General features: G+C 62.4%; 11 protein-coding genes. 6 read left to right on the top strand and 5 right to left on the bottom strand.

The window, feature by feature from the left end; genetic code table 11:
- Nucleotide 1: 1 nt before the first annotated feature.
- The 5 genes from V3W40_RS13775 (at nt 2) to V3W40_RS13755 (ending at nt 6,328) form a co-directional block, all read left to right on the top strand.
- Entirely contained in the window at nt 2-1,219 is a 1,218-nt protein-coding gene (locus V3W40_RS13775) for a glycosyltransferase family 4 protein (protein ID WP_330215160.1), read from the top strand.
- Nucleotides 1,210-2,313 carry a glycosyltransferase family 4 protein gene (locus tag V3W40_RS13770; protein WP_065926897.1) on the top strand — a complete coding sequence of 368 codons (1,104 nt, stop codon included), beginning with the start codon at nt 1,210-1,212 and terminating at the stop codon, nt 2,311-2,313. Before V3W40_RS13775 ends, V3W40_RS13770 begins: the two co-directional genes overlap by 10 nt.
- A gap of 2 nt (nt 2,314-2,315) precedes the next feature.
- Entirely contained in the window at nt 2,316-3,743 is a 1,428-nt protein-coding gene (locus V3W40_RS13765) for an O-antigen ligase family protein (RefSeq protein ID WP_027603097.1), read from the top strand.
- A complete protein-coding gene (locus tag V3W40_RS13760; RefSeq protein ID WP_330215159.1) occupies nt 3,743-5,152 on the top strand; it encodes a murein biosynthesis integral membrane protein MurJ in 1,410 nt (469 codons plus the stop codon). The genes V3W40_RS13765 and V3W40_RS13760 overlap by 1 nt, the downstream gene beginning before the upstream one ends.
- A gap of 141 nt (nt 5,153-5,293) precedes the next feature.
- Nucleotides 5,294-6,328: an acyltransferase family protein gene (locus V3W40_RS13755; RefSeq protein WP_137212920.1), complete on the top strand. Its 1,035-nt coding sequence runs from the start codon at nt 5,294-5,296 to the stop codon at nt 6,326-6,328.
- 36 nt (nt 6,329-6,364) lie between these two features.
- Here the strand turns inward: V3W40_RS13755 and V3W40_RS13750 are convergent, their stop codons facing one another.
- The 4 genes from V3W40_RS13750 to V3W40_RS13735 form a co-directional block, all read right to left on the bottom strand.
- Nucleotides 6,365-6,940, bottom strand: a complete 576-nt coding sequence (locus V3W40_RS13750) for a DUF4174 domain-containing protein (RefSeq protein WP_065926894.1) — start codon at nt 6,938-6,940, stop codon at nt 6,365-6,367.
- A gap of 164 nt (nt 6,941-7,104) precedes the next feature.
- Nucleotides 7,105-7,737 carry a glutathione S-transferase family protein gene (locus V3W40_RS13745; RefSeq protein WP_065926893.1) on the bottom strand — a complete coding sequence of 211 codons (633 nt, stop codon included), beginning with the start codon at nt 7,735-7,737 and terminating at the stop codon, nt 7,105-7,107.
- Between the two features lie 31 nt (nt 7,738-7,768).
- A complete protein-coding gene (locus tag V3W40_RS13740; protein WP_330215158.1) occupies nt 7,769-10,126 on the bottom strand; it encodes a DNA polymerase II in 2,358 nt (785 codons plus the stop codon).
- Nucleotides 10,127-10,264: 138 nt separating this feature from the next.
- On the bottom strand, nt 10,265-10,732 hold the full coding sequence (locus V3W40_RS13735; RefSeq protein WP_323147250.1) for an SRPBCC family protein: 468 nt from the start codon (nt 10,730-10,732) through the stop codon (nt 10,265-10,267).
- Nucleotides 10,733-10,831: 99 nt separating this feature from the next.
- Between V3W40_RS13735 and V3W40_RS13730 the strand changes: the two genes are divergently transcribed.
- Nucleotides 10,832-11,233: a GFA family protein gene (locus V3W40_RS13730; RefSeq protein ID WP_330215157.1), complete on the top strand. Its 402-nt coding sequence runs from the start codon at nt 10,832-10,834 to the stop codon at nt 11,231-11,233.
- A gap of 1 nt (nt 11,234) precedes the next feature.
- Here V3W40_RS13730 and mrdA read toward each other — a convergent pair whose 3' ends face one another.
- The gene (mrdA, locus tag V3W40_RS13725) at nt 11,235-13,127 is read right to left on the bottom strand and encodes a penicillin-binding protein 2 (RefSeq protein WP_065926889.1); all 1,893 of its coding nucleotides are present in this window, start codon (nt 13,125-13,127) and stop codon (nt 11,235-11,237) included.
- Nucleotides 13,128-13,335: the final 208 nt, after the last annotated feature.

The raw sequence follows: 13,335 nt of genomic DNA, 5'->3' as shown, positions 1-13,335 counted from the left end.
CATGCGCATTTTATGGATCCTGCCCTACTCGCCCTGGCCCGCCACCAGCGGCGGCAAGACGCGCCAGTTCCACCTGCTGCGCAGCCTGGCGGCGCGGGGGCATCGGCTCACCTTGCTGCTGCATGACAAGCATCCGGTGTCCCTTGCCGACCGCCAGGTGCTGGAAGCGTTTGTCGAACAGTTGATCATCCTGCCGCGCCGGCCGTTGCGCAGCCTCAAGACCCTGGTGGCGGGGCTGTTTGCACCCTACCCGCTGCTGGCCAGCGTGAATGGGCTGGCGGGCGAGTTGCAGGACACCTTCAACTGGTTGCTGGGTGAGCAGTGGGACGTGGTGCAGATCGAGCACAGCTACAGTTTCCAGCCTTACGAAGATGCGCTGGCGCGTAAATCACAGCCCTTTGTGCTGACCGAACACAATGTGGAGTCGGCCCTGGGCGCGGCCACCTACGACCGTTTGCCGCGTTGGTCGCTGCCGTTCATTCGCTACGATCAATGGCGCTATGCCCGCTGGGAACGCCGGGTGATGCGCCAGGCCGCGCAGGTGGTGGCGGTCACTCAAAACGATGCGCACGTCCTGGAAAAAATCGCCGGCAAACCCGTACCGGTGGTGGTCAATGGCGTGGACTGCGATCACTTCGCCGCCGCCCATCCCGACCCGTCGACACGCCGCGTGCTGTTCCTCGGCAACTATGAATACGCGCCGAACGTGGACGCCATCGAATGGGCCCTGGATGAAATCCTGCCCAAGGTCTGGGCGCGCTGTGCGGATGCGCGCATGAGCGTGTGCGGCTTCGGCATGCCCGGCAGCTGGCGCGAGCGTTGGAAAGACCCGCGTATCGAGTGGCAAGGCTTCGTGCCCAACCTGCTCGACCTGCAATCGAGCTGTTCGGTGTTCCTGGCGCCGTTGCGCCACGGCGGCGGCTCCAAGCTCAAGGTGCTCGAAGCCCTGGCCGCCGGCCTGCCGCTGGCCAGCACCGAACAAGGCGTGTCGGGGTTGGACCTGGTGGAAGGCCTGGACTACCTCGGTGGGCAAAGCGCCGACGACCTGGCCGATGCCGTGGTGCGCCTGCTGCAATGCCCTGAAGCCGCCGCGCCCATGGGTGAGGCGGGCCGCGCCTACGTACGCCGCGCCCATGACTGGAGCGTCGCCGCCAGCCAATTGGAGCAGGTGTACGCCACCCTCGTACCGCTGAGCCAGAGGGAGCCCGCATGCGTATAGGCCTGGATTACCGCACCGTCGGCACCTCGCCGCAATCGGGCATCAGCCGCCAGGTGTATGCACTGGAAAGCGCCCTGCACACCTTGCCGGGCATTGAACTTGAACGGTTTACCGTGGCACCACTGGGCGATGAAACGCGCCTGCAGGCCCACTGCCCGGCGTGGGGCTGTGCCAAGACCGCCATGCACCAGCCGCAGAATCGTCTGCGCTTTGAGGCCGGTTTTCTGCCCCGCGCCTTGCGCGAGGAGCGTATCGACCTGTACATCAGCACCTTCAACATGGGCCTCCCCTTGCCGCCCAAACCGAAAGGCTTGCGCACCGTGGTACTGCTGCATGACCTGTTCCAGATCACCCTGGACAACTACCATGCCAACCGCTTGAAGGCGCTGATCTACAAGACCAGCGATCGCCTGTCGATTGCCTACGCGGTGCACAGCGCCGACCGCGTGTGGACGCCGTCGCAGTACAGCGCCGATGAAACCGCGCGGCTGTTTCCCAAGGCGGTGGGCAAGATTCGTGTGCTGCCCAATCAGGTCGATGGCTTTGCCGGGCTGGTGGCGGACATGAGCCGGCATCAATTGCCCGAGCACTACTGGCTGCTGGTGGGCACCCGTGAGTTGCGCAAGAACGTGCCGTTTTTGGTGGACGCCTGGCAGCAGGCGCGGCGCCAATCCCCTTCGGTGCCGGAGTTGGTGCTGGTGGGCAGTTTGGAACACTTGCCCGAAGCCCAGCGCACATTGCCGGGGATTCGTGCGCTGAGCGGCGTGTCGGACGCCGAGTTGCAGGCGCTTTACCGCCAGGCGTCACGCCTGTGGCAGCCGTCCTATGCCGAAGGCTTTGGCCTGCCGGTGATCGAGGCCCTGAGCGTCGGTACGCCGGTGGCGGTGGCGAGCGGCACTTCGCTGGATGAAATCACCCCGCCGTCGGCCCCGCGCTTTTCGCCCATCGATGGCCCGGCGCTGGTGCAATTGATGCTCAGCCTGGGCGCGCGGCCGGATGAAGACTGCGCCGAGCAACGGCGCCTGTGGGCGCAACGTTTCAACCATCATGCCTATCGCCAGCGCCTGACCGAACTGATCGAGGAACTTCAGTGAGAGTGAACCTGGCAAGCCTCGTCGCGATCCTCTTCGGCCTGCTGTTTGGCGCCCTCGCCCTGTTGCTGTCGCCGGCCAAGGCGTTCCTGGCCGTGGTCGGCCTGGCGGGGGCAGTGACCATCCTGCGCTTTCCGTTGTGGGGGCTGTTGTTGTTCGCCATGATCGCCACGTTCATGCCGTACTCGACTATCAACCTGGGGATCCGCAGCACCGTCAGCGAAGCGATCCTGGCCCTGACCTGGGGCGCGGTGCTGTGGCACAACTTCCTGGCCCGCCTGCCCGATACGCCCAGCCTGACCCGCCGTCCCACCGACCAGATGCTGCTGTGGCTGATGCTGTTCAGCGTGTTCCCGTTCATCGTCGGCCAGGTCACCGTCCACGCCGACAGCAGCGGCGTGGCCAACTGGCTGCGCTGGTTGCTGAGCCTGTCGGCAGTGTTTCTCTGCGCCAGGTTGCTGGTGGACCGCAAGCAGCGTGAATCCTTGGTCATCGCCCTGTTGCTGGGCAGCCTGGCGATGCTGGTGCTGTCGATTGCGGTGTTCGTGCGCACGCGCTCCGGGGCTGGCATTGCGCCGATTCTGGCGTTGTTCAACTACGGCAACTTCGACATGTTGAAATTCGGCCTGGAGGCCATGTCTTCGCGCATGGGTTCGCCGTGGATGCACCCGAATGCCATCGGCGGGATCATGGCATTGCTGCTGCCCCTGGCCTTCTGCTTCGGCGTGACCGAACAGGGCTGGAAACGTGCGCTGGGCCTGGGCGTCGCCTGCCTGGGCGCGGCCGCGTTGCTGTTGGCCAGCAGCCGCGGCGCGATGGTCAGCCTGGCGTTGGTGCTGGTGTGGATGGCTACGCGCCGCGTGCCCTACACCGGGCGCCTGCTGATGATCGGCGCGGCGCTGACCGTGGCACTGGTAATGGCCTACCCACCGTTACAGGAACGCCTGGCGACGATTTTCTCGTCGGACAACGCCAGTACCGAAGTGCGGTTCGACGAGTACCGCATGTTCCCGCAGGCGGTGGTGTCCTATCCGTTCGGGATCGGCTTCAAGGTTGACCCGCCGGTACCGGGTACCCACCTGCTGGGGATCTCCAACCTGTGGCTGAACTTCATCTACAAGACCGGCATCGTCGGCATGCTGTTCTTTGTGGCGGTGACCGTGCGCTGGTGGCGTGAGGCGCGTCCGCAAAAAGGCCCGATCCGCCTGACCAAGGACAATGCCCTGTGGCTGGGCACCACCGGCGGGATTCTGTCGGCGCTGGTCAGCGGCCTGTTCGACCACTACTTCAGTTTTGCGGTGGTGATGGTGGCGTTGTTCTGGCTGATGGTGGGCATCAATGTACTGGAGGCGCGGCGGTTGTTTCCGGCGCGGCTGCCGCAAGTGAAGACCGTGGCCTACCGCAAACACTTGCCTGATGGGGCACGGCCCTGATGCTCGGCTCCGCCGCCTGGCTGACCCTGGCGACCCTGGTGGGCCTGTGCCTGGGATTTGCCCGTGAATGGTTGCTGGTGGCGGCCTGGGGCGCCGGAGAGCGCAGCGATGCCTTCCTGATCGCGCTGTTTTTGCCGGAAGCGCTGCGCATGTCGTTGGCCGGCGGTGTGCTGAGCGCCGCCGCGCTGCCCTTGTACCTGCAACGCAAGCATGGCGAACGCCTGGAGTGGCTGGCGGTGCTGTTCCCGGCGTTGCTGCTGATCGCGCTGGTCATCAGCCTGCTGCTGACGCTGTTGGCGCCGTGGCTGGTGCAAATGCTCGGCCCGGGGTTGGCCGACACCGCCACAGTCTTGGCCAGCAGCAACCTGCAGATCGTCGCCTGGTGTGTGCCGGGCTTGATGTTGCATGGGCTGTTCAGCATTCCCTTGCAGGCCGGCGAACGTTTTGTCCTCGCGGGGCTGGGCTCGTTGCTGTTCAACCTGCCACCGGTGACGTACCTCGCCCTCGCGGGCACTACCAGCCAACCGCACGCGCTGGCCCTGGCCTGCCTGGCCGGCAGCCTGTTGATGCCGCTGGCGCTGTTGCCCTCGGTGTGGCGCCAAGGCTGGCGGCCGTGGCACTGGCAACTGTCCTTCGCGCCCCTGCGGGAGCTGGGCCAACGCATCGGCCCGCTGTTGCTGAGCAATGGCGCCAGCCAGGGGTTGGCGCTGATCGAGCGGCTGGTGGCATCGCTGCTGGGCGAAGGCGCGGTGACCTGGGTCAACCTGGCGCGCAAGCTGATGAACCTGCCGCTGATTGCGCTGATGAGTCTCAACCAGGTACTGCTGGGCATGATGAGCCGCCGTCAGGGCGATGAGCGCCTGGCCCTGCTCAAGCGCGGCCTGGAAACCGCCAGCGTACTGACCCTGCCTGCCGGTGTCGGCCTGGTGGCGGCAGCCCCGAGCCTAGTGGCGCTGCTGCTGCCCAGGCAATCGGCGGATTCGCCGTTGCCGCTGCTGCTGGCCTGGTTTGCCGTGCCGTTGGTGTTCGGCGCCTGGAACGCCTTGCTCGCGCGCTATGCCTACGCCGCCGGCGATACGCGCCAGCCGCTGCGCTGCGAGTTGCTCGGCAGCCTGGTCAACGTGTTGTTGCTGGGAGCGCTGCCCTGGGTGTTCGGCCTGGCCGGCATCCCCTTGGCCGCACTGGCCGGCGTGCTCTGCACCGCACTGTTGCTGATGCAGCGCCAGGCCTTGCTCGACGCCCTGCCCTGGGCCCGGCACTGGCTGCTCAGTGCACTGCTGATGGGGCTGGCGGCGCTGATGCTGTTTGGTATTGAGGGCGTGTGGCTGCAACTGGGGCTGAGCACCCTGGCGGGCGCCGTGGTGCTGCTCGGCATGGGGCTGTGGCTCAAGCCGTGGCGCAAGGCATGACGCTTATTGTAGGAGCTGGCTTGCCAGCGAAAATCGTCAACGATAACGCGGGCATTCTGGATGCACGTGGTGCACTTGCGTTCTTCGCTGGCAAGCCAGCTCCTACAGGGGCGGTGGAGTTTATAGATCGGGAGCACTCAGGTGAAAAATCGCTGGATTCAAATGGATATCGCCAAGGGCATCGGCATCCTGGTGATCGTGTACGCCCACAGTTGGTTTGTCGCCACGTCGCCGGACTTGATGTACCCGATCCTGGCGTCGTTCGTACTGCCGTTGTTCTTCTTTCTGTCGGGGGTGTTTTTCAAACCTGAACAGCCGTTTGTCGAGATGGCGGTGCGTAAGGCCGACGGCCTGCTCAAGCCGTTTTTCTTCACCATGCTGGTGTATGTGATCGTGCGCGATGTGCTGCGCGGCCAACCGCTGCTGCCGGATATCGGCGGCGTGCTGTACGCCTCGGTGGACACCATCCCCTGGCAGGCGCTGTGGTTTTTGCCGCACTTCTGGGTGGCGATCCTCTTCAGTTGGGCGGTACTGCGGCTGATTCAGCGCCTGCCGCTGGCGGTGAGCTGTGCAGTGATGCTGGTGCCGCTGCTGATCGGCATCTGGATGCTGCCGTGGTTCTGGCAACTGCCGGTGACTCTCGGCGGGCAAACCTGGGTGCTGCCCGGCTTGCCCTTCAGCCTGGATATCACCCTGATCAGCAGTGCGTGTTTCGTCTACGGCTACCTGCTGCGTGACTGGCTGCGTACCCATGCGGGGTCACTGCTGACCCTGCTGGTGTCGGTGGCGCTGTTCGCGGCGGTGTTCCTCTACCGGGGCGATACCATGGACCTGGCGCAGCGTCGCTACGACCACTGGCTGTGGACCAGCCTGCTGGCGGTGATTGGGGTGTACCTGTGCTGGGCGTTGGCGCGGGTGCTGATGGCGTCGGCCCTGATCACCCGGGTCATGACCTACATCGGCCAGTCGACCCTGATCCTGCTGATCTTCCATGGGGAGATCCAGCACAAGACATTCGATTTGATGGAGCGTCTGGGGCTGCACGCGTTTGTCGCGGCCTGCATCGGTTTTGTGGTGGCGGTAGTGGTGCCGTTGTTGATCGGGGAAGTGATCAAGCGGGTGGCATTCCTGCGGTTTTTCTACTTTCCATTTCCGCTGCGCAAGGCTGCCAGATAACGGTAGGAGCGAGCGTGCTCCTACCGGGTATCGGGTTCAGTCATCCAGTTGTTGCGCGGCGGGCTTGCCGGCGTGTTTCGCCGGCTTGGCGCCCTTGGCCGGAGCCGGTGCAACGGGCTCGGGTTCCGGGGCGGCGGCGGTTTCTTTCTCGGCCATCGGCATCTGGTCGATGGCGCTGAAAAACTCTTTCAAATCGAGGGTATCCGGCGGCACGGTCTTCTCGACTTTCTTCTCGCCATCCTTGCCCACCAGGATCACTTTGGTGCCGCTGCCGGCACCCAGTTTGAGGGCGCGGATCAGCGCATTGGTCTCGGGCGGCGTGAGCTTCTTGTTGTCCTTGGGGTCCTTGGCGAACTTCTCCCCTTCGGCACCGATGCTGCCAAACTTCACGGTGTAGAACACCATGCTGCGCTCTTCAAAGGACTGCTTGGTGGCAGGCTCGTCCAGTTGTTTCTTGAGGGTCGCCAGTGTGTCGTTGCCGGAATCAAGCTCCACCACCACCAGTGGCCGGGCTTTGCCCAGGTCCTGCTTGAGCGGGTTGATATCATCAGCAGCCAACAGCGGCCCCGTAAAAGCCATCAAGGTAGCCAGGGTCAGCGACCGGATGAGCATGCGCACCTCCTTTGAATTCCATGCAGGGTTCTTGAGTTTCATGTCTGCGACAGTCAAATTCAAGGATGATTCCTACACCGCGTTCAGAAAGCGTAGGTCAGGACGCCCGCTCCGCAAGGGCTTGGCGGCGACATGCGGCATTGTTTCCCTTGATTGCACAAACATTACGAGACCTTCCAGCCCGGCCAATGGCGGGCAAAGACAGGCGCCACGATCGGGTCGGCATCCACCTGCGCCAGGGTCTGGGCAAAGCCTGGCGCCAGGGCAGTCAAGGCCTCACGCGCCTCATCCCAGCGCGACACCGCCGCCGCCATGATGCCCAGCGCATTCGGTTCGCCGTTGGACGCGAACAGTTGGCCGGCAAACTGTTCGGCAAACACCACCCAGGCCTGATGCAGATAGCGACGCGTGCCCGCGACCAATTGCGCCTGCACCGCTTCATCGGCATTGCCCACCCAGCGTTGCGGGTAGTCAATGATGCCAATCGCCGAATAGCAATTGGCCGCGATGTACACCAGGCCGCGGATGATCTGGTCACGGTCGCCGCCCAGCAGATGCGCATCGGGAAACGCCAGGCCCAGGTGGATCAGGATCGCGGCACTTTCCGTCAGCACCTGTCCATCGGGGATAACCAGGGTGGGCACCTGTTTGAGCGGGTTGATACGGGCAAGCTCATCACTGCCCTCGCCGTCGGCCCAGGAGGCGGCGTCCACCCGTCGCCATGGTACCGCGCACCGTTGCAGGGCGATTTCAATCATGCAGGAGCCGGATTCGTCGATGCCATAGAGTGTGTACATAGCCTTTCCTCCATTGGATGAATCAAGAATTTTAGAACAAGCCCATTTGCCCGCCGACCAGGGTGCTGAAATCGTCACTCACGAACGGCAGGATGGCATCTGCGACCGGTTGCAATTGCCGGGTGACGTAGTGGTCGTAATCAATCGGCGCCTGGCGTACTTCCAGCGGTTCGGGGCCGTTGACGCTGATCACATAGCGGATCCAGCCGCCGCGCTGGTACTGGCGCGGGCGCCCCAGGCGGTCGTTGTATTCATCGGCCAGGCGCGCCGCGCGTACATGGGGCGGCACGTTGCGCTCGTAGTCATCCAGTTGACGGCGCAGACGTTTGCGGTAGATCAGCAGTTCATCGAACTCGCCGCTCAAGGTGCGGCGCACGTAGTCGCGTATGTAGTCCTGATGGGGCTGGCGGTGGAAGATGCGCTGGTAGAGTTCCTGCTGGAACCGGCGGGCCAGGGGCGACCAGTCGCTGCGTACGGTCTCCAGGCCTTTGTAGATCATCTCTTCGCTGCCGTCGGCACGTACCACCAGGCCGGCGTAGCGCTTCTTGCTGCCCTCCTCCGCGCCGCGAATGGTCGGCATCAGGAAGCGGCTGAAGTGGGTTTCGTATTGCAGCTCCAGGGCACTTTGCAGGCCGAACGCGCTGTGCAGGTGCTCACGCCACCAGGTGTTGACGTGCTTGACCAGCGCCTGGCCGATACGGCTGGCGTCGTCCTGGGAATGCGCGCTGCCGAGCCACACGAAGGTGGAGTCGGTGTCGCCGTAGATCACCTCATACCCCTGGGCTTCAACCAGTTCGCGGGTCTGGCGCATGATCTGGTGGCCGCGCATCGTGATCGACGAAGCCAGTCGTGTATCGAAAAAGCGGCAACCGCTGGAACCGAGTACGCCGTAGAACGCATTCATGATGATTTTCAGCGCCTGGGACAGCGGCGCGTTGTGCTCACGCTTGGCCTCTTCGCGACCTTCGGAGACACGCGCAACGATGGCCGGCAGGCAGTGCCGGGTGCGAGAAAAGCGTGCACCGCGAAAGCCTTCGACGGAGTCGCTGTCGTCGGGGTGCTTGAGGCCTTCGATCAGGCCCACCGGGTCGATCAGGAAGCTGCGGATGATCGACGGGTAAAGGCTTTTGTAATCGAGCACCAGCACCGATTCGTAGAGGCCAGGACGCGAATCCATGACAAACCCGCCGGGGCTGGCCTGGGGTGGTTTGTCGCCCAGGTTCGGCGCGACGAAGCCCTGGCGGTGCATCAGCGGCATGTACAGGTGGGTAAACGCCGCCACCGAGCCGCCGTTGCGGTCGGCCGGCAACCCGGTGACGCTGGCGCGTTCGAGCAGGAACTTGAGCAGTTCGGTCTTCTCGAAAATCCGCGTGACCAGCTCGCAGTCCTTGAGGTTGTAACGCGCCAGGGCGGGCTTGTCCTCGGCGAACATGCGGTTGATTTCGTCCATGCGTTGATACGGTGTGGAGATGTCCTTGCCCTCGCCGAGCAGGGTTTGCGCGACGTTTTCCAGGCTGAAGGATTCGAAGCTCCAGGTGGCCGAACGCAGGGCCTCGATACCGTCGATGATCAGACGCCCCGCCGCTGCGGCGAAGTAATGGTTGCGGCTGCCGTGTTCGCGCCAGGCCATGGGCTCATCGCCGCGACCGAGCATCAACGGTACGTTGAGGCGCTGGGCATGTTCGTGGAGTACGCGCAGGTCGAACTGCACCACATTCCAACCGATGATTGCATCGGGGTCATGGGTGGCGAGCCATTGGTTGAGGCACTCGAGCAGTTGGACGCGGGTGTCGCAGTAGTCGAGCTTGAAATCCACCGCGTCAGTCTTGTTCGGCGGGCCGAGCATGTACACCTGGCGTTCGCCGCAGCCTTCGAGGGCGATGGAGTAGAGGTCGCCCTGGGCGGTGGTCTCGATGTCCAGGGACACCAGCTTGAGCGGCGGGCGGTAGTCGGGCGCGGGCTTCATCTGCGCGTCGCACAGGGCGCCACCGGCATCCGCTGTACCCCCGAACCAGACCGGAGCGGTGATGAAACGCTCCATCATGTAGCGCTCGGGCGGGCGTACATCGGCTTCGTAGACGTCGACACCGGCGGCGCGCAGGCGCTTTTCCACGTCCATCAACTGGCGGTGCTGGCGCGTGTAAAGGCCCAGGACCGGGCGGTGATGGAAATCGCAGAGTTGCAGCGGGCGCAATTCGATATCGCGTTCGCCCTTGAGCAACCAATCCAGCGGCTTGCGATGGACCTCGGGAATAAACATCACCGAGGTCTGCACGGGTAGGCGGATAAACCGTGGTCCTTGATCTGTGGCCAGCCAGAAACTGACCTCCGTGCCCGCCGGGGTGTCGCGCCAATGCCGGGTCAGGACAAAACCCTGCTGTAAATCCACCGTACCGCACCTCTGGAATAGCTTTCAGGCGTTGATTCTACGCGGCATCTGCGCAAACGCGGCAGGTAAACGCGCACGCAAGCGGTGGACTTCTAAAGGCGGCGAAAGCGGGCACCGCAATGGTGCCATTTCTCCAGCTCACGCCCGACGTGTTTTGCTCAAATAGTTTTCGATATTGCCCATCTGCTCGTCCCAGCCACGGGAATTCATCTTGAAGGCTTTTTGCCGACGAGCCTCCGGCACCGCGTCGAAACCGGATTCAACCACCCGCAGCAAAATGCCCGGCGCCCGATCCTCAATGGTGAATTCAACCAGTGTCGGGGTTTCCTTGTCGTAGTCGACGCCCTTTTCTACCGCGAAGGGGTGCCACCAGAAAGAGAACAACGTTTGCGGCAGGATGCGTTCGATTTTGGCTTTCCAGATCACGTGTTCGTAACCTGGGTAGGTAATCGGCGCCTCTATGGTTTCCCCTGCCACAAAGGCTTTGCCCTTGAGGGCGATGCCAAACCAATTACCGAATTGCTCGGCATTGGTGAGCGCTTCCCAGACCTGTTTACGTGAAGCGTTCAGCAGAACTTTTCGCTCAATGCGATCTAATACGTGCATAAGTCACCTCCTCCATTGACAGTAGGCGACACCAAATAATGCGCAACCTCAGGTTGTAAGCAATCATGATGACCCCGTCCTTGAACCGGCAATACGTTTATGACTGACCCATTGAATGGAAGTTGCTTCTGCAAAGGTGTCCGCTATCAGGTGGACCAGTTGGACATGCCTATCAGCCACTGCCACTGCGCAAGCTGCCGCAAAATACATGCGGCACCGTTTGTCGCCACCGCAGGAGTAATGCGCGAGCATTTTCGCTGGACGCTGGGGGCGGAACTGTTGGCGTCCTTTGAATCTTCGCCGGGCAAGCTCAGGCATTTCTGCTCGCGCTGTGGCTCACATCTGATAGCAGAACGTGGGCATCAGCCCCATGTGATCGTGCGGGTGGCGACGCTGGACGATGATCCGGGCGTCAGGCCCACCTCGCACATCTGGATGGCCCATGATGTGCCCTGGCTTGACCATGAAGGCATAGAGCAATGGGACGAGTGGAAGGCATGATTTAGACGTGGGGGTCACCTGGCGCTTTTGCCGGCGTCGCATATTGCGGCTTCAGGTGACCGTCCTGGTCGAGTAGCCACGCATCCATGATTTGCCGCACCACCGGACCCGCGACGCGACCACCGGCCTCACCGTTTTCGATCATCACCGAAATCACGATCTTCGGATGTTCGGCCGGAGCGAAGCCAACGAACAACGCGTTGTCGCGATGGCGCTCCAGGGTTTTTTCGCGGTTGTAACGCTCACCTTGCTTGATCGCAACCACTTGCGCAGTACCGCTCTTGCCGGCAATGCGGTATTGCGCGCCTTGTGCGGCAGCCCGGGCGATACCTCGCGGGTCATGCATCACCAACTGCATACCGTGATTGACCTGCTCCCAATCACGCGGATCCTTGAGGACGACGTTGGGCATTGGATTCTGGTCCACCGGCGGCTCACCATTGATCGTCTTGGCCAGGTGCGGGCGATTCCACACACCCTTGTTGGCGATCAACGCCGTGGCCTGGGCCAATTGCAGCGGAGTGACTTGCATATACCCCTGGCCAATGCCGAGGATCACGGTTTCGCCCGGGAACCAGGGTTGGCGCCGCGTGGCGCGCTTCCAAGCCTGGGATGGCATCAAGCCAGCGGACTCTTCGAACATGTCCAGGGAGACTTTCTGGCCCAGGCCAAACTCCGCCAGGTAGTCGTGCAGACGGTCGATGCCGAGTTTGTGAGCAAGGTCGTAAAAGTAAGTGTCGTTGGAACGCATGATGGCAGCGTCCATGTCTACCCAGCCGTCGCCGCTGTGGTTCCAATTGCGGTATTTGTGGTCAAAGTCGGGGAGCTGGTAGTAACCGGGGTCGAATACACGGGTCTGTGGGGTGACGACACCGCTGTCGAGGCCAGCGATGGCCACTTCCGGCTTGATGGTCGAGCCCGGCGCATAGAGCCCCCGGAGGACACGGTTGAAGAGCGGCCGGTCAATGGAGTCGTGCAGGGCGGCATATTCCTTGAAACTGATGCCGGTGACGAACAGGTTCGGATCAAAACTCGGCTTACTGACCATGGCCAGTACTTCGCCGGTTTGCGGATCGAGGGCAACCACTGAGCCACGGCGATCACCCAGGGCTTCTTCCGCAGCTTCCTGGAGCTTCACGTCGAGGCTCAGGACGATATTTTTGCCAGGAATCGGGTCGGTGTGCTTGAGCACACGGAGTACGCGGCCTTGGGCATTGGTCTCGACCTCTTCGTAGCCGACATGACCATGCAGTTCGGATTCGTAGAAACGCTCGATACCGGTTTTGCCGATGGACTGCGTGCCACGGTACTCCACCGAGTCGAGGGCTTTGGATTCTTTCTCATTGATCCGCCCCACATAGCCGATGGAGTGGGCAAAATGCGCACCCAGCGGGTAGTGACGGACGAATTGCGGCTCTACATCTACTCCTGGCAGGCGGAACTCATTCACCGCCAGCAATGCGACTTGCTCTTCGGTCAACTCGTAAAACAACGTCACGGGGACGAAGGGGTGCCGTGCCTGCTTCAGGGCCTTGTCGAACAACGCACGGTCTTCGACAGGCAGGTGCAGCAAGTTGACGATGGCGTCGAGTTCGCCCTTGAGGTCAGTGGTGCGCTCGCGGGTGATGGTCAGGTTGTAGCTGGGTCGGTTATCGGCCAGCACCACGCCATTACGGTCATAGATAAGGCCGCGCGTAGGAGTGATGGGCAGCACGTGGACGCGGTTGTTTTCAGAAATCGTGGAGTGGTAGTCGAACTGTACGACTTGAAGGAAATACATACGCCCCACCAGGGCACACGTAATGCCTATCACCAACAACGCACAAGCGAGCAGGCGCTTGTTGACCAGGCGGTTTTCTTTTTCGTGATCTTTAATCGGTATCGGTTCAGGCATTTCTACAGCATCTCGTTGAAGAAGGTCGACGCCGCATCCTGCGATGAAAGATCAGTCCTTGGGAAATGTGCTGCACCATACCAAAAATGCAGAAACACTTTGCATTGAATTCCCCAACGGCACTCTGAAGTGAGTTCCCTCTCGACGGGTACGGTGATACGGCAGCTGCCCTTGAAGATACTCAACAGCTCATCCGCCTAGGCGTACC

Origin of the sequence: Pseudomonas sp. AM8, from assembly GCF_036346475.1 — a bacterium.
GTDB classification, from domain to species: Bacteria; Pseudomonadota; Gammaproteobacteria; order Pseudomonadales; family Pseudomonadaceae; genus Aquipseudomonas; species Aquipseudomonas marginalis.
Note: the sequence above shows the minus strand (reverse complement) of the source record. Positions and strands in the feature narration are given on the sequence as shown.

Coding starts and splice junctions, on each gene's coding strand:
- V3W40_RS13775 (WP_330215160.1), top strand. CDS start 2: ATGCGCATTTTATGGATCCTGCCCTACTCGCCCTGGCCCGCCACCAGC.
- V3W40_RS13770 (WP_065926897.1), top strand. CDS start 1,210: ATGCGTATAGGCCTGGATTACCGCACCGTCGGCACCTCGCCGCAATCG.
- V3W40_RS13760 (WP_330215159.1), top strand. CDS start 3,743: ATGCTCGGCTCCGCCGCCTGGCTGACCCTGGCGACCCTGGTGGGCCTG.
- V3W40_RS13750 (WP_065926894.1), bottom strand. CDS start 6,940: ATGCTCATCCGGTCGCTGACCCTGGCTACCTTGATGGCTTTTACGGGG.
- V3W40_RS13745 (WP_065926893.1), bottom strand. CDS start 7,737: ATGTACACACTCTATGGCATCGACGAATCCGGCTCCTGCATGATTGAA.
- V3W40_RS13735 (WP_323147250.1), bottom strand. CDS start 10,732: ATGCACGTATTAGATCGCATTGAGCGAAAAGTTCTGCTGAACGCTTCA.
- V3W40_RS13730 (WP_330215157.1), top strand. CDS start 10,832: ATGACTGACCCATTGAATGGAAGTTGCTTCTGCAAAGGTGTCCGCTAT.
- mrdA (WP_065926889.1), bottom strand. CDS start 13,127: ATGCCTGAACCGATACCGATTAAAGATCACGAAAAAGAAAACCGCCTG.